The organism is Streptomyces sp. NPDC005784 (genome assembly GCF_042871525.1).
Taxonomy (GTDB): Bacteria; Actinomycetota; Actinomycetes; order Streptomycetales; family Streptomycetaceae; genus Streptomyces.
Window position 1 is genome coordinate 126,972 of sequence record NZ_JBIAIQ010000006.1, and the last position, 15,628, is coordinate 142,599.

Sequence of the window (15,628 nt, forward strand, 5' to 3'; positions counted from 1 at the left end):
GGCGCCCGGTGCCTGCGAAGAGTGTCGGGGGGCTTGTGTTGCGGGGGCGTTGACGGAACCTGGCGGGAAGGCGCCCTGGCGGCTTCCCGCCAGGACATGCGGGTACGAGCCGCAGAAACCGGGACAGTCCCAACTGCCGTCCTGGACAATGTCGGTGCTCGGACGTCGCGGACAACGGGGGTGCGCCATGGACGGTTTGGTGGAGTTCAAGACCGATGAAGGGGCGCTGGTCGTCGTGGAGGCCGTGGACGACGGGTCCGGTTCCCGGCTCGTGGCCCGCGACGACGGCACGGTGCAGGCCACGCGCACCTTCGAGGGCGCGCTGGAGGGCGTGCGGGCCGCCGCCCAGTCGGCACTGCGGGTGTTCCGCGACGGGAGCCTGCGGCCCGACTCCGTCGAGATCGAGTTCGGCGTCAAACTCACCGCGGAGGCAGGCGCATTGATCGCGAAGAGCGCGGTCGAGGGCCATCTGGTGGTCAAGCTTTCGTGGTCACCGGGAGAGTCCGCGCAGGACAGCTCCCGGGCCGCGCCTGAGGCGGCCTCCGGCGCCCTACCCGGACCGGGGGGCACGCCCGGACCGGGGGGCACGCCCGGGATCGGGCCGGCAGCCGGAACCGGGGCCACGTCCGGGAGTGGGGCCACGTCCGGGACCGGCGGCACGTCCGGGAACGGGCCCACGCCCGGGAACGGGCCCGGAATACCCCCCATGCCCCATGCCTCCGGGTCGGAGGCCGGTGTGCCGGGGACCGTCGTGCGGTCATGAACAGTGCCTCCTGGCAGGCCAGGATCACCTGTGGACGAGAGACCGGCGCGGGCTTCCTCGTCACCGAGCGACACGTGCTGACCTGCGCGCACGTGGTGGCGCGCAGCGGCACCGCGCAGGTGAGCGTCTCCTTCGCCCGGGAGGAGGAACCGCTGCCCGCGAAGGTGGTGGCGCACGGCGGCTGGGACGGGCACGACACCGACCCCGGTGATGTCGCCGTCCTCGAACTCGACCGTGCCGTACCGCAGGAGCCCGCGGAGTTCGCGGCACCGTCGGACGCCTACGGCGATCCGCCGCGCAGACTGGTGGCGTACGGCTTCCCCAAGCGCTACGAGGAGGGGACCCTCGCCGAATACCGGGCCACCGCCGACCAGTTGATCGCGGACGAGTGGGTCCAGCTGGAGGCCTGGGCGGCGCACGGACAACCGCTCGCGCCCGGTTTCAGCGGCGCCGCGGTGACCCTGGCGGACACCGGACGGGTGGTGGGCATGGTGTCCTCCGCCGCACGGGACGCGGGGATCCGCAACGGACGGATGCTGCCCGCGCACGTCATGGCCCGCTACTGGCCGCGGCTCGGCGAGCTGATACCCACACCGGAGTACGGGCGGGTGGAGAAGGAGCGGCTGCGGGAGCTGGTGCTGGCGCGGGGTCCGGAGTTCGACGGGCGGCCCGAGTGCAGCCCGGAGCGGCTGTACGGCGATGCCGTGGGCCCGTTCGGACCGCCGCTGCCCGGCCGGCGGTTCCGGTCGCTGTGGGACGCGGCCTGGTATCTGCTCTCCGAGGTGCCCGACACCGGCGCCGTCGCCCGGTTCGCCGCGCGCCTCGCCGACTTCACCGAGGACGCACCGACGCGGGGCGCGCTGCGGGCCTGGCCCTCGCGGGCGTACGACCGGCACCCCCGACCACACCTGAATCCCCGGGGCCGGCCCGCCGCCGGGACGCAGCCCTGGTCGCCGATCCTCGTGGAGATCGCGCCCAGCGGCGCGGGCGACCACCAGTTCCTCGTCGAGGTCTGCGCGTACAACGGCCGGCACCGTCGCGTCGTCGGCTCGCGCGCCCTGCCCGCCGACCGGGTGCGCGGCTACGCGCTGGAGCGCATCGACGAGGCGTACCACGAACTGGAGCCGGGGGCCCGTGAGTTGATCGCCTTCGTGCTGCCGCGCCGCTGGCTCAACACCGATGTGGCGCACTGGCAGCGCAGCGCCGACGACGACAGCCCGCTCGGCTCCTTCGCACCGCTCGTGGTGATGGACCTGGAGCGGCGGCGCAGCGGCGGCCTCCAGCACAAGCTGCTGCAGAAGTGGCAGCGGCTCGACGGACAGTCGGCGGCCCGGCTGCACCGCATCGACTGCGGGGCGCTCGGGCAGGATCCGGTACGGCTGACCATCGGGCTGCGGCGCGGCGCCGACATGGTGGGCTTCGCCTCTCCGCCGCGCGCCGAGGGCGCCCGCCGGCTGTTCCGGGCGAGCCTGAACGCGGCGGTCCCGGTGATGCTCTGGCCGCGCAGCGGCTGCCGCGGCGAACACCGGGGCGGGGCGCACGAGGACTGCACGGGGGCGGCGTTCCTGGACCGTCTCGCCGCGCATCTCGCGGATCTTCCGCCCTCGGAACTCCCCTCGCACATACATGAGTTGCGTGAGACGGCGTACGCGGACGACGGCCTTGAACCGCACTGGGCGAACGATCTGGCGTTGCTCTGGGAGGACCCCAGATGTCTGCCCGACCCGGTCGGCTATCTGCACTCCCCGGTCGGCTGAGCGCCCGGGGCTCGCACAGAGACAGGCAAGCGGGCAAGAAAGCAAGCAACGAGTAGGAGAGCGCATGTCCCTGTGGCCCGTGTACACGGGTGGGAGCGAGCCCCACGACGGCATCGCGAAGCTGCCCGCGCCGCCGCCGTGGCGCGACTTCGACGGCGGTCCCGAGCTGGACACTCCCGCCGAGGACGGCGACAGCTCGACCGCCTCCCCGGACCGCAGGCACCGCGCCCGCACCTACCGGGCGACCGACCGGGCCGTCCAGCTCGTGAACGCGGCGCTGTACCTGCGCCGCCCGCTGCTGGTGACCGGCCCGCCCGGAAGCGGCAAGTCCTCCCTCGCGTACGCGGTGGCAAGGGAGTTGCGGCTCGGGCCGGTGCTGCGCTGGAACATCACCAGCCGCACCACGCTGCACGACGGCCTCTACCAGTACGACCCGCTCTCCCGGCTCTACGCCGCGGGCCGCGCCGCCGCGCACGAGATCCCCGCGGGCGGCGAGCTCCAGGACCATCTGCGGCTCGGCCCGCTCGGCACCTCTCTGCTCCCCTACCGGCGTCCTCGCGCCCTGCTCATCGACGAGATCGACAAGAGCGACCTCGACCTGCCGAACGACCTGCTGAACATCCTGGAGGAGGGCGAGTACGAGATCCCGGAGCTGGTCCGGGCGGCCCGCCACACCCCGGCCGCCGAGGTGATGGTGGCCGGCACGGGCGAGCGGATCACCGTCTCCGGGGGCCGGGTACGCTGCCGCGCCTTCCCCTTCGTCGTCCTGACCAGCAACGGCGAGCGCGAGTTCCCGCCCGCCTTCCTGCGCCGGTGCGTCCGGCTCGAACTCCACCAGCCGCGCGACGCCCACCTCGAAAGCATCGTCCGCGCCCATCTCGGCGAGCCCGACGCCTACGCCCGCGAGCTGATCTCCCGCTTCCTCTCCCGCGGCACCGGGGGCGAGCTCGCCACGGACCAGCTCCTGAACGCGATCTACCTGACCGGCACGGCGGGGATCGACGCGGCATCGCGCGACGATCTCGCCGAGCAGCTGATGCCCTACCTCAGCAGCACCCGGGACGACGATGAGTTCTGAGGACCCGGGACCCGCCCTGCTCGCCGAGTTGTTGGGGCGGGTCGTCGGCGGGGAGCCGCCGACCTCCGTGGAGCTGGCCGAGCTGCTGTGGCTCGCGGGGCACATCGAGGGGCCGGCCGTCGTGTCGCCGGACCCGCCCCGGTCCGGCGCGGGTCCCACCTCCCCGCGTACGCCCCCGGCAGCACCCGCGCGGACGGACGCGGCGCCGGACCCGCCTCTCGGGGACCCGCCCGCCGGTCCGGACCGTCCGGGCGACGGCCGCGTCCCGCTGCGCCTGCCCGGCTCCGACGCGGACTCCCCCGACCGGGACGCGGGCGGCGCCGGCCAGGACCCGGCGGACGACGGCCGGGCGAACACCCCGCACACCACGCTCCTCGCCCCCGCTCCCCCGATGCTGCCCCACCCGCTCGCGCTCCAGCGGACCCTGCGTCCGCTCAAGCGCCGGGTGCCCGCGCCCGTCGGCCACACCCTGGACGAGGAGGCGACCGCCCACCGGATCGCGCGGCTCGACGCAGCACCCCAGTGGTGGCTGCCGGTGCTGCGCCCGGCCACCGAGCGCTGGCTGACCCTGCACCTCGTGCACGACACCGGGCCCACCATGCCCGTCTGGCGCCCGCTCGTCCGCGAACTGCACACCGCGCTCGCCCAGTCGGGCGTCTTCCGCACGGTGGAGCTGCACCAGCTGACCGCCGGGGGAACCGTCCGACGGCCCGGCTCGCAGGAGTCGTACGCGGACGGTCGTACGGTCACCCTGCTGGTCAGCGACTGCATGGGCGCGCAGTGGCGGGGCGGCCCGGCGGGCGCCCGCTGGTACCGCACGCTGCGCCGCTGGGCGGCCCGGATGCCCGTCGCCGTGCTCCAGCCGCTGCCCGAGCGGCTGTGGCGCACCACGGCCCTGCCCGCGACGACCGCGCGCCTCACCGCTCCGTGGCCCGCCGCCCCCAACTCCGCCTACACCGTGGACTCCTACGCCTCGGACGATCTGCCGGGCCCCGGGCCCGTGCTGGCGCTGCCCGTGCTGGAGCCGTCCGCCCGCTGGCTGGCGAACTGGTCGTCGCTGGTGGCCGGCGGCGGCCGGCTCCCGGGCTCGGTGGCGATGCTGGACACGGCCCCGGCGCCCGTCCCGCTCGACGAGCACGGCCGCGGCGACGTCGAGCAGCTCTCCGCGGAGGAGCTCGTCCTGCGGTTCCGCTCCATCGCCTCCCCCGAGGCGTTCCGGCTCGCCGGTCATCTCGCCGTGGGAAGGCCGGAGTTGCCCGTGATGCGGCTGGTGCACGCCGCGATCGAGCAGAGTCCTCGGCCGCAGCACCTCGCCGAGGTGATCCTCAGCGGTCTGCTCAGCGCCGGCCCGTCGGGGCCGCCCGGCTCATACACCTTCCGGCCCGGCGTGCGCGAACTCCTGCTGTACACGCTGCCGCGCACCGCGCACCGCCGCACCAGTGAACTACTGGGCCGGGTCGGCGCGTTGATCGACGCACGGGCAGGGGTGGCGGCCGGGGAGTTCCCCGTGGTCGCCCCCGGACCCGGAGACGCGACGGCCGACGGCGAGGCGTTCGCCTCGGTGCGCGAGGAGAGTGTCCGCCGGCTGGGAGGCGGGACTCCGCCCCGGACCGGGGGGCTGGTGCTCGGCAGATACCGGCTGGTGCGACGGCTGGGCCGGAGCGGGCAGTCGATGCGGGCCGAGGACACGCGGAACGGCCGGACGGTGGTGGTGCACGCCTACGCGCCGACCGGGCACGAGCAGTTCCTGGAGGACGCCGGCGCCCTCGCCGGTGTCGAGCATCCCAACGTTCTCGCGGTGCACGACTTCGGCATCGAAGGGAACGTCCCTTACCTCGTCACGGAGTTCACCGAGGGACTCACGGTGGCGGAACTCACCGCGGAGGGCGGCTTCGCCCTGCCCTTCTCCCTGCTCGCCCCCCTGGCCCAACAGCTCGCACGCGGCCTCAGGGCCGCGCACGAGCGGGGGGTCGCACACGGCCGGCTCACACCGAACGGCCTGATCGTCCGGCCCGACGGCAACTTGAAGATCACCAACTTCGTTCTGGGGACCGGCCGGGACCGCGACCCGTCGAGGGATCTGCACCGCTTCGGCCATCTGCTGCGGGAACTGACCAACGGCACCGGGGGCGCTGAACTCAACGCGGTACCGGGCGAGTTCAGGACCCTTGTGTCCGACGTCCTCAATCCGCTGACCTCCTCGGACCCGCAGGCCCAGCAGCGCGGCATGGATCTCCTCTTCACGCCGTCCTTCGCCCAGGCGCTGGAAGCCGCCAAGGCCGCACGCCACCGGTACCGGGTCCTTGGACCGGTACGGATCACCCGGGGCGACCGCACCGTCCGCACCCTCTCGCCCCGGCAGCAGGCCCTGCTGTGCATGCTGCTCCTGCGCCGCGGCCGGCCGGTGACGCACTCCGACCTGGCCCAGGGGCTGTGGGACGGGCGGCCCCCGCAGCGAGCGGCGCGCCTGCTGGCCACGCATGCCGCGGCCGTTCGCGAGGCCCTCGGGCCCGGCGTCCTGGCGACCACCGCGGACGGCTACGCGCTGTACGCCGACCCCGACTGCGTCGACCTCGCCCTGTGCGAGGCTCTCGTCGCCCGCTCGAAGACCCACCGGGACGCGGGCGCCCCGCAGGCGGCCGGCGCGTGCGTCCGGCAGGCTCTCGACCTGTGGGCCGGCGACCCGGTCGACGGCGTCCCCGGCCCCGCCGCCGAGGCGGCCCGCGGCCGGCTCCGCGCCCTGCGCCTCACGCTCTGCGCCACCCGCGCCGAAATCGACCTGGAGATGGGCGACTTCAGGCGCGCGGCGACCGACCTCGGCGAACTCCTGCGGTCCCACCCCCAGCGCGAGGACTTCCGGCGGCTGCACATCCTCGCGCTCAAGGGCCAGGGCCGGATCGACGAGGCGATCGAGTCGTATCGGGCGTACGAGGACCTCCGTTCACCCGGCGAGCCGAACCCCACCCTGCTGGGGCTGTACCGCGAGCTGCGGTCCACGCCGGAACACGGCAGCCCCGTCATCGCCGTCGAGTACACCGCGGACTCCGTCGAGGATCCGCACACCCACAGCGTGCTCGGCCGGACGCTGGCCTGGCTGCTCTCCCTGAGCGACATGGCGCCGAACGAGTACGAACTCCTCGGCCGCGACAACGGCTATGTCGTGATCACCGAGCCCACGACCTCCGTACTGACGGCGCTGAACGCCGTACTGCGTGAACTGCCGGGCGCTCTAATGGAGTTGGATGAGCCCCCGAAGCTCCGGGTGACGTTCTGGCACACCGCGCTGTTCGCCCGCGCGGGCAGCCCGACCGTGCCGCCCGATGTCCGCCCCGACCTGGACCGTCCCGAGGCGGACATCATGGTCGTGCTCTCCCCCGTACTGCACGAGGAGCTGATGAGCAGCCGCGGCACCATGTCGGCGCCCGACCGCTTCCGCCCGCTGCACGGGCAGCCGGCCGCGGACGGCCCGGCCGTCGCCTGGTACTGCACCCTGGACCTCCCCGAGCGCATCCCGGAACTCGAACCGGTCCGACGCGACCTGGTCCGGGGCCCGTTCACCACCCGCGACCTCACCCGGCTCCGGGGCGCGGAGCAGGGCCGCACCGCCGTGGTGCACACGGACCCCGACACCTCGCTGACCCTGCTCGACCTCGACCGGCCGCGGGGCAAGCGCCCGCCGCGCTCCCTCATCACGTACTACGAGGTCGACCTCACCACCCACGGCGCCGCGCACGAACTGCACCTGCCGAGCTCCGGGGGCAGTTCGTTCGCCGCCTCGGTGGAACTGTCCTGGCACGTGGACGACCCGGTGGCCTTCGTACGCGGCGAGACCCACGACGTGTCGCGGCTGCTCCTCGACCACCTCCTCAAAGAGGCGGGGCGCATCACCCGCCGTCACCCGCTGCGCCGCGCGGGCGCCGCCCAGCGCGCCGTGCACGAGGGGCTGCGCCGCTGGCCGGTGCCGGGGCTGTCGGTGGCCTGCTCGGTACGGCTCCGCGAGGGCGCACCCCCTGCCGGGACGCGACCGCCGACCTCGGTGAACACCTCCGTACAGCGAGAGTCCGCGGAACGGCATTCCGTGGACAGGGATTCCACAGAGGGGGATTCCACAGACGCAGACGGGGATTCCGTGGAGCAGGGTGGCCCATGAACCGGGCGCCCCGTCCTGCTTGAAGGCACGGGGACCGGCCGGGGGTGCCGACCGGGGGCGGGACCCTCTCCATGGCCCCACCCCTCCTTCCCCCGTCAGCGGCGTGCGGTGATCGCGCGGGCCGTGGCGGCGAGGAAGCGGGTGTTCTCCGGGGCGGAGCCGCCCGGGTAGGCGTAGCGGCGGCGGGCATAGCCGTAGGCGAAGCCGGTGACGGGGTCGGCGAGAGCCTGGGAACCGGCTGCGCCGGAGTGGCCGAAGGCGCCTGCGGCGAGGGAGGGGAACTTGAGGGACATGGCGTGGAAGCCGAGGGCGAAGTACTGGGGCTGGCCGGAGGACAGGTCGGTACCGATGGAGTGGGGGCGGGCGAACTCGGCCAGGACGTCGGGCTTGAGGAGCGGCGGCCGGTCGGCCAGCCCGAACACGGCGGCCTGGTACAGGCCCGCCAGGCCGCGGGCGGAGGCGATCCCGCCGGCCGAGGACTGACCGGCGGCCCGGACGGCCCGGTCGTTGGGGAATTCGGCGAGGTCGAGGCCGCGGGGCGCGTTGAAGGAGATACCGCCGATGCTGTTCGGGTTCGCCCAGGGCGCGGCGTCGATCTCGGCCTGCTGGGACGGGGTCGGGAGCATCGGAAGGGTGGTCAGGAAGCGGGGCTCCTCGCTCTCGGGGAGCCCCAGGAAGAAGTCGAGACCGTACGGGGCACGGATCCGCTCCTCGTACCACTCGTGGAGGGTGCGGCCGGTGGCGCGGAACACCACCTCCCCGGTCAGCGCCCCGATCACGAACGCGTGATAGCCGAAGCCGGCACCCGGCCGCCAGTACGGCCGCTGCCCGGCCAGGCGGGCGGCGAGCGCCCGGTCGTCGGCGATCTCGGCCGGGCTGAACCCGCCGTCCACGCCGACCACACCGGCCTGGTGCGCCAGCAGCTCCCGCAGCGTGATCGCGCCCTTGCCCTCGGCGGCGAACTCCGGCCAGTAATACGCCACTTCACGGTCCAGATCGAGGATGCCGTCCTGGACTAGCAGGGCGACGACCAGGTGCGCCGCGCCCTTCGTGGACGAGAACACGCCGAGCAGGGAATCCGCCGCTATGTCCGGCGACGAGACGAGGTCGACGACCCGTTTCCCGTCCGCGTACACCACGAACTGGGCGCCCGGATCATGCGCCTCGGCTGCCACGAACGACGCGAACTCCGCCCGTACGGACTCGAATCCCTCGACAACGGTGCCGTGTGCGGTGGTCATGAATCCTCCGTAAGGGGGTTGGATGGATCGCACAACCATGCGCTCCGCCTCCCGCATTCCCACCCACCGACTCCGCCGCCGAATCCGATCGAGTCGCCGAGCGGGCGTCCGCGGCCCGCGGCATCCCGGGAAAGGAACCGCGCCCCCGGCGGGGTGACCGGTGGCGTCCACGGGCGGGGCACCCGACCACCCGGCCGGCGGCACCCCGCCCGGCCCTTCAAAAGGGGCGCCGGGCGCCCGGCGCGCGCAGGATGCGAGAGAGGACCGCCGCCCGGCGGAGCCCCACGGTCTGCGCTCTCGGGAGGACCTGCCATGACCGCCAGTCTGGAGCAGCTGCGCCGCTGCCACTTCGCCGTCGACCTGGGCGCGGCGAGGACCCGCGTGTGGGTGCGGGGTGCGGGCCTGGTCGTCGACCAGCCGAGCGTCGCCGCGATCAACACGAAGACGGGCGCGCTGATCGCGGTCGGGGAGTTCGCGGAGCGGATGACGGGCCGTACGCCCGACTACATCCGGGTGGTGCGCCCGGTGTCCGGCGGCACCGTGGTCGACATCGACATGGCGCAGCGGATGCTGCGCCAGCTCCTGGGGGACAAGGTCCGGCGCACCCTGCGCCGCAAGCCCCGGCTGCGGGCCGCGGCCTGCACCCCGCACGACGCGGGCCCGCTTGCCCAGCGCGCCACGATCGAGACGCTGGTCGGGCTGGGGGCGCGACGGGTCGAGCTCGTCGACACACTGATCGCGGCCGCGGTCGGCTGCGGGCTGCCCGTCGAGCGGCCCGAAGCCACCATGGTCATGGTCTGCGGGGCGGCCGCGACCCAGCTCGCCGTGCTGTCGTTGGGCTCGATCGTCACCGCCGAGCGCATCCCGGTCGGCGGCGAGGCCGTCGACCACGCGATCGTGCAGCACCTGCGCCACCAGCACGAGCTGATGCTGCCGAGTCAGGCCGTACGGCCCCTGCAGCTCGCCCTCTCCGGCAACGGGCTCACCCCGCACGGCCCGGCCCTGACCGAGATCCACGGGCGGGACGTGGCGACCGGCCTGGCCCGTTCCGTACAGGTCGACACCGCCGCCGTACGCCTGGCGATCGAGACGCCGCTGACCGCCGTACTGGACGGCATCGGCAAGGTGCTGCGGTCCTGCCCGCCCGATCTGGTGGCCGACCTCGGCGACCGCGGGATCATGATGGTCGGCGGCAGCGCGCTGCTCCCCGGGCTCGACCAGATGCTGCGGCAGGCGACCGGCATGCCCGTCCACATCGCCGAGCGGCCCGACGTCTGTGCCGTACAGGGCCTCGGTTACATGCTGGAGGGCAAGATCGAGCCGATGATCCTGGACCCGCTGGCGAACTGACGCCCCGGCGCCCGAGGGCCTCGCATGACCGATCCCGTGCCCGGACTCCCGCCCCTCCTCGAGGCGGTCCTCAGCGTCGGCACCGAACTCGAACTGCGCGCCACCCTCCAGCGGATCGTGGACGCCGCGGCCGAACTGACGGGGGCCCGGTACGCGGCACTGGGGATGAGGGACCCAGGACGGGACGGGCTGGTACACATCCGCACGGCGGAGCCGCACACGACGGAGCGGCACACGACGGAACCGCACGCGAAAACGACCGGCCCTCGCTCCGATTCCCCCGACGCTCCCGAGTCCCACGAGTCCCACGAGTCCCACGAGTCCCACGAGTCTCGCAAGTCCCTCGGCCCGCCTGAGGCCTCTGGGTCCCTCGACCCCCCTGAGGCCGACATCTGCCTGGACGTCCCCATCCGGGTGGACGACGAGGTGTTCGGCAACCTCTACCTCGCGGACAAGTCCTCCGGGCCCGTCACCCTTGAGGACGAACAACTGGTGCGCCTGCTCGCCACACAGGCCGGTATCGCGATCGCCAACGCCCGGCTGTACGAGACGGCCCGGCAGCGGGAGCGCTGGATCGAGGGAGCCGCCGCCGTCACCACCGCCCTGCTCAGCGGTGGGACCGACGCCGACGCGCTGCTGACGGTCGCCGAACGCGCCAGGATTCTCGCGGGCGCCTCGGCGGGCATCATCCTCAAGCCCACGGACGAGGGCGGCATGGAGATCGTGGTCGCCTCCACCCACGAGGACCCCGCCGGCATCGTGGGCACCACCATCGCGCCGGGCAGCCCCGTCCTCGAACAACTCCTCGGCGGGGAGCCGGTGTTCATCGACGACTCGGCGACCGACCCGCGGATGACGACCCCTGTACGGTCGCGGTTCGGGCCGAGCATGATGCTGCCGCTGCAGACCGAGGGCCGCCTCATCGGCACGCTGGCCCTGCCGCGCGGGCGGGGCGACCGCCCGTACACGGAGGTCGAACGCCTGCTGGCCACCCAGTTCGCCTCGCAGGCCGCGCTCGCCCTGGTCCTCGCCGATGCCCGGCACGGCCGTGAACTCCTCGCGGTGTACGAGGACCGCGACCGCATCGCCCGGGACCTGCACGATCTGGTCGTGCAGCGCCTGTTCGCGACCGGCATGATGCTGGAGTCCACACAACGCAGGAACGCCGGGCGCGGCGCCGGTGACGGTGGCGGTGGCGGTGGGGCCGGCGACAGCGGGGCCGAAGAGGTGTCCGCGGCCCTCTCGTTGGCGGTCGACGAACTGGAGGCCACGGTCCAGGAGGTGCGCACCGCGATCTTCGCGCTGCAGCAGCCGCCCGCCGACGCCCCCACCACGTTCCGCGGCAAGGTGCTGCGCGAGACGGCAGGTGCGGCGGCGGTCCTCGGCATCCGGCCGTCCACCCGATTCACGGGTCCGGTGGAGAACAGGCTCACGGATCCGGTGGCCGGTCAACTGCTCGCCGTCCTGCGGCGCGCGTTGGCCGCCGCCTCACGACGCTCCGGGGTGTCGCGGATCGAGGTCGCCGTCGATGTGACGGTGACACTGCCGGACGGCCGCCCCGGTGTCCGGCTGACCGTCCACGACGACGGTGACCCGAACGGTACCTCCGGGGACACCGGCGCCCGCCGCACCGGTGAGGGCGACGACGACTCGGTCGACGCCGGTACGAGCGTCACCTGGCAGTCACCGCTGTAGCGTCCAGGCGGTCAACCAGGCGGTCAACCAGGCGAACGGTACCGGCTCTTGACGCTGCCTCAAGCCCTCCGTAGCCTCCCCATCTATATCTGTACCTGACCGAGATTCATATCCACGAATACCGAGAACGGGTGGGACGGACATGGGCGGACGGCGTGTGGTGGTGTCCGGAGGCGGTACGGGGATCGGCCTGGCGACGGCGGAGGCGTTCGCCGCGGACGGGGACCGGGTGGTGCTCCTCGGTCGCCGCGCGGACGTCCTGCGCAAGGCCGCTGACGGGCTGAACGAGCGATACGGCCAGGAGACCGCGTCCTGGCACGCGGCCGATCTGGCCGACCCCGAACAGGTCGGCGCGGCACGGGAGTTCATCATCGCGGACGACACCCCGGTGGACGTCCTCGTCGCCAACGCGGGCGGAAACGCCGCCGTGTTGCACGACGGCAGCCTGGCCTCCGTCGCCGACAGCTACCGGCGCAACTTCGACGCCAACGTCCTGACCGCCGTCCTGCTCACCGAGGCACTGCTCCCCCACCTGCGCCGCACCGGCGGCCGTATCGTGCAGCTCTCCTCGATCGCCTCGCTGCGCGGCCCCGGCTCGTACGGCGGCTCCAAGGGCTGGATCAACACCTACACCTACGATCTCGCCCAGCGCCTCGGCTCCGAGGGCATCACCGTGAACGCGGTCGCTCCCGGCTTCGTCGGCGACACCGAGTTCTTCGGGGACCGCGCCACACCGGAGTTCGTCGCCACCCGCGTGGCCCAGTCCCTCACCGGGCAGCCCGGCCACCCCGCACAGATCGCGGCCGCCATCCGGTACGTCGCGTCACCGGAGGCGGCGTACATGACGGGCCAGCTCCTGCACATCAACGGCGGTGCGGCACTGGGGCGTTAGCCCAGCACGGCCACGCGGCCAGGTCGGTCCCGCGGGTCCGCCGACGCGGGGCCCGGCGACGACGGCCGGGCCCCGCGGGAGTGACGCGGTACGAGTGGGTCAGTACGGGCGGGTCAGTACGAGCGGGTCAGTACGGCAGCAGACGCCCCGACGGCGTCCTGCGGTCGATCGGCATCTCGCGCGGAGCGGCGGGCCGACGGTTGACGCGAATCCGGATCTGACGGTTCATGACCCCTCCTCGTGACTGATGAGACCAGCGTCCTCGTCGACGCGCATAGACGCATCGTGCCCACGGAGGCACCCCTCCTACCCTCCCAGCAGGATGTTCCGACGCGGGCCCTCCTCCCTGGGCAGGACACCGGCCCCGATGTGCTCGCTCGACAGCACCGCAGGCCGACCTCGACCCGCCGGCCGATCGGTGACCTGACGGGGTCCGCCGACCGCACCGACGGTCCGTCAGGTGACGTGGTAGTAGCCGATCGGGGTACTGCTGTGCCAGCTCAGCAGATGGGGTTCGACGTGACTGCCGGTGAACCAGGCTTCCATGACGGCGGGCCCGGTTCCGGTCCTGGGGGGCGAGTACGGGTGGAGCGGATCGCTGGGATTGTCCGCCGACACGACATTCTGATCGCCCAGGTAGATCGCCACGTGCTGGGTGTCGCTGAGGCTGCTTCCCCAGAAGATCAGGTCGCCGGGCCTCAGCTGGCTGCGGGAGACGGCGTGGAGGTGGCTGTTCACGATCTCGCCGTTGGTGCTGGAGTCGCCGCCGCTGCTGAGGTCGACGCCGGCGGCCAGCATGTACATCCAGCGCACGAGGCCCGAGCAGTCCAGACCCACGGTGACATCGGCCGGGCAGGGCTGGATGGCGCCGGTGTAGCCCCAGCAGCTTCCCTTGGAAGGTCCGGGAGCCCCCGAGTGCCCTCCGGCCCAGGAGTACGGAATGTCGTGAAGGGACCCGAAACCGTAGGGGCCCAGGACCTTTGCCCGGTCGGCGGTCTGTGCCGCCGAGGCCGGGGAGTCGAAGAGCCAGTGCGCGTACTCCGCGACGCGCGGAGCGATGGCGTCGCCGGAGGCGCAACCGGTTTCGCCGTCGATCAGCACGCATCCGCCCGTGACGACGGTCCCGCCGTAGAGCGCGGTCTTGGTGGCGGGGCCGACGATCCCGTCCGCCGACAGACCCGCGTTCGCCTGGAAGGACGTGACGGCCGCCAGCGTGGCCGCACCGAAGTCACCGTCGACGGTCAGTTGCGCACCGCGGTGATTGAGCAGACTCTGCAGCTCGGTGACGCAGCCGTCCTTCTCGCCTTGGACGATGTGCGTCGGGCAGAGGCTGGACGTCAGGTTGATCGGCGCCGGCGCCGCAGCGGTACCGCTCCCCCCGACGCCGGTGTACAGGGCGGTCTTGGTACTGGGCCCGACGGTTCCGTCCGCCGACAGACCCGCGCTCGTCTGGAAGGACGTGACGGCCTCCAGCGTGGCCGCACCGAAGTCACCGTCGACGGCGAGGCTTTGCCCGTGTGCGTTCAGCAGGCTCTGCAGGGTGATCACACAGCCGTCGATCTCGCCCTGCCGCATGAGCGCGGGGCAGGACGGTGAGCGCAGGTCGGCCCCAGACGCCCCCTGGCTGACGCCGCCGCGATAGAGCGCGGTCTTGGTGTCGGGGCCGACGATCCCGTCCGCGGCCAGACCCGCGCCCGACTGGAACGTCTTGACGGCCGACAGGGTCGCCTGGCCGAAGTCGCCGTCCACCGTGAGCGTGGCCCCGTGCTGGTTCAGCAGGTCCTGGAGCTCGGTGACACAGCCGTCCTTCTCGCCCACGGTGACGTCGACCGGGCACAGTGCCGACGCCAGATCGACGCGGGCGGGGGCGCCGGCAGAGCCGCTGCCGTTGTACAGCGCGTTCTTGGTGACAGGTCCGACCACGCCGTCGACGGCGATCCCGGACTGGGACTGGAAGACCCGGACCCCGGCGTACGTTCCCGGGCCGAAGACACCGTCGACGGTGATCGACTGTCCGTACAGGTTGAGCAGTCTCTGCAACTCGGCGACACAGCCGTCGGACTCGCCCTGACTGATGGCGGCGGGGCAGGACGCCGAGTTCAGGTTGATCGGCGCCGGTGCGGCCTGGGCGTCGACGGTGAGCCCGGTCAGCGCCGTACCGGCCAACGCCAACACGACGAGCGGCGACCAGAGCCTGCTGCGGACCTTTCTGCGAGCGGTCATCAAGATCTCCTCATACCTGGCGAAGCATGGTGAAGCATGGTGAAAGGCGCCGTGCGCGGGGTGCTCGCGTGCTCCGGGAACAGGAGCGTGCTGTTCCCCGCGAGGGCGGAGAACAGCACGCCGAATCAGCAATCGCGCAGAGCGGCCCAGGTGAGCGGGCCGACGATGCCGTCGGGGTTCAGCCCGCGGTCGGCCTGAAACCGCTTGAGCGCGGTCGTGAGGACCGGCCCGAAGGAGCCGTCGACGGGGCCGGCGTAGTAGCCGCACTGCTTGAGGAGGCACTGGACCTCCATGACGGGCGCGCCGGTGCTGCCGTACGCCACGGTCACGCTTCCGCTGTAGTACCCGCAGGACGCGCCGGCGACCTGGACGGATATCGGCGCGGGGGGGCCCCCCCCGGGGGGGCGCGGCCCCCCCCCCCCCCCCCCCCCCCCCCCCCCCCCCCCCCGCGCGGCCGACCCCCCCCCGGGGGGGGCCCC

General features: G+C 73.1%; 9 protein-coding genes and 1 pseudogene. 7 read left to right on the top strand and 3 right to left on the bottom strand.

The window, feature by feature from the left end; translation table 11 throughout:
- Positions 1-187: 187 nt before the first annotated feature.
- The 4 genes and pseudogenes from ACFYR3_RS13055 to ACFYR3_RS13070 form a co-directional block, all read left to right on the top strand.
- A pseudogene (locus ACFYR3_RS13055) lies at positions 188-529 on the top strand (CU044_2847 family protein); the annotation flags it as partial.
- 230 nt (positions 530-759) lie between these two features.
- Positions 760-2,520 (top strand): trypsin-like peptidase domain-containing protein, encoded by a 1,761-nt coding sequence (locus ACFYR3_RS13060; protein ID WP_355851213.1) that lies wholly within the window; start codon positions 760-762, stop codon positions 2,518-2,520.
- A 64-nt stretch (positions 2,521-2,584) separates the two neighbouring features.
- The gene (locus tag ACFYR3_RS13065) at positions 2,585-3,598 is read left to right on the top strand and encodes a MoxR family ATPase (protein ID WP_356781223.1); all 1,014 of its coding nucleotides are present in this window, start codon (positions 2,585-2,587) and stop codon (positions 3,596-3,598) included.
- The gene (locus tag ACFYR3_RS13070; RefSeq protein ID WP_389282819.1) at positions 3,588-7,748 is read left to right on the top strand and encodes an SAV_2336 N-terminal domain-related protein; all 4,161 of its coding nucleotides are present in this window, start codon (positions 3,588-3,590) and stop codon (positions 7,746-7,748) included. The genes ACFYR3_RS13065 and ACFYR3_RS13070 overlap by 11 nt, the downstream gene beginning before the upstream one ends.
- 95 nt (positions 7,749-7,843) lie before the next feature.
- Here ACFYR3_RS13070 and ACFYR3_RS13075 read toward each other — a convergent pair whose 3' ends face one another.
- Positions 7,844-8,989, bottom strand: a complete 1,146-nt coding sequence (locus ACFYR3_RS13075) for a serine hydrolase domain-containing protein (RefSeq protein WP_389282821.1) — start codon at positions 8,987-8,989, stop codon at positions 7,844-7,846.
- Positions 8,990-9,301: 312 nt separating this feature from the next.
- Between ACFYR3_RS13075 and ACFYR3_RS13080 the strand changes: the two genes are divergently transcribed.
- The 3 genes from ACFYR3_RS13080 (at position 9,302) to ACFYR3_RS13090 (ending at position 12,926) form a co-directional block, all read left to right on the top strand.
- Complete coding sequence (locus ACFYR3_RS13080) at positions 9,302-10,339, top strand: rod shape-determining protein (protein ID WP_355851225.1); 1,038 nt, start codon at positions 9,302-9,304, stop codon at positions 10,337-10,339.
- 24 nt (positions 10,340-10,363) lie between these two features.
- Entirely contained in the window at positions 10,364-12,034 is a 1,671-nt protein-coding gene (locus tag ACFYR3_RS13085) for a GAF domain-containing protein (RefSeq protein ID WP_389282824.1), read from the top strand.
- A gap of 142 nt (positions 12,035-12,176) precedes the next feature.
- The gene (locus tag ACFYR3_RS13090; RefSeq protein WP_389282826.1) at positions 12,177-12,926 is read left to right on the top strand and encodes an SDR family NAD(P)-dependent oxidoreductase; all 750 of its coding nucleotides are present in this window, start codon (positions 12,177-12,179) and stop codon (positions 12,924-12,926) included.
- Between the two features lie 456 nt (positions 12,927-13,382).
- On the opposite strand, the gene ACFYR3_RS13095 is transcribed toward ACFYR3_RS13090, so the two are convergent.
- On the bottom strand, positions 13,383-15,149 hold the full coding sequence (locus ACFYR3_RS13095; protein ID WP_389282828.1) for a peptidoglycan-binding protein: 1,767 nt from the start codon (positions 15,147-15,149) through the stop codon (positions 13,383-13,385).
- A 125-nt stretch (positions 15,150-15,274) separates the two neighbouring features.
- Entirely contained in the window at positions 15,275-15,478 is a 204-nt protein-coding gene (locus tag ACFYR3_RS13100; RefSeq protein WP_389282830.1) for a peptidoglycan-binding protein, read from the bottom strand.
- Positions 15,479-15,628: the final 150 nt, after the last annotated feature.

Excerpts from the sequence above, each read along its gene's own strand:
- ACFYR3_RS13060 (WP_355851213.1), top strand. The coding sequence starts at position 760 with ATGAACAGTGCCTCCTGGCAGGCCAGGATCACCTGTGGACGAGAGACC.
- ACFYR3_RS13065 (WP_356781223.1), top strand. The coding sequence starts at position 2,585 with ATGTCCCTGTGGCCCGTGTACACGGGTGGGAGCGAGCCCCACGACGGC.
- ACFYR3_RS13070 (WP_389282819.1), top strand. The coding sequence starts at position 3,588 with ATGAGTTCTGAGGACCCGGGACCCGCCCTGCTCGCCGAGTTGTTGGGG.
- ACFYR3_RS13075 (WP_389282821.1), bottom strand. The coding sequence starts at position 8,989 with ATGACCACCGCACACGGCACCGTTGTCGAGGGATTCGAGTCCGTACGG.
- ACFYR3_RS13080 (WP_355851225.1), top strand. The coding sequence starts at position 9,302 with ATGACCGCCAGTCTGGAGCAGCTGCGCCGCTGCCACTTCGCCGTCGAC.
- ACFYR3_RS13085 (WP_389282824.1), top strand. The coding sequence starts at position 10,364 with ATGACCGATCCCGTGCCCGGACTCCCGCCCCTCCTCGAGGCGGTCCTC.
- ACFYR3_RS13090 (WP_389282826.1), top strand. The coding sequence starts at position 12,177 with ATGGGCGGACGGCGTGTGGTGGTGTCCGGAGGCGGTACGGGGATCGGC.
- ACFYR3_RS13095 (WP_389282828.1), bottom strand. The coding sequence starts at position 15,149 with ATGACCGCTCGCAGAAAGGTCCGCAGCAGGCTCTGGTCGCCGCTCGTC.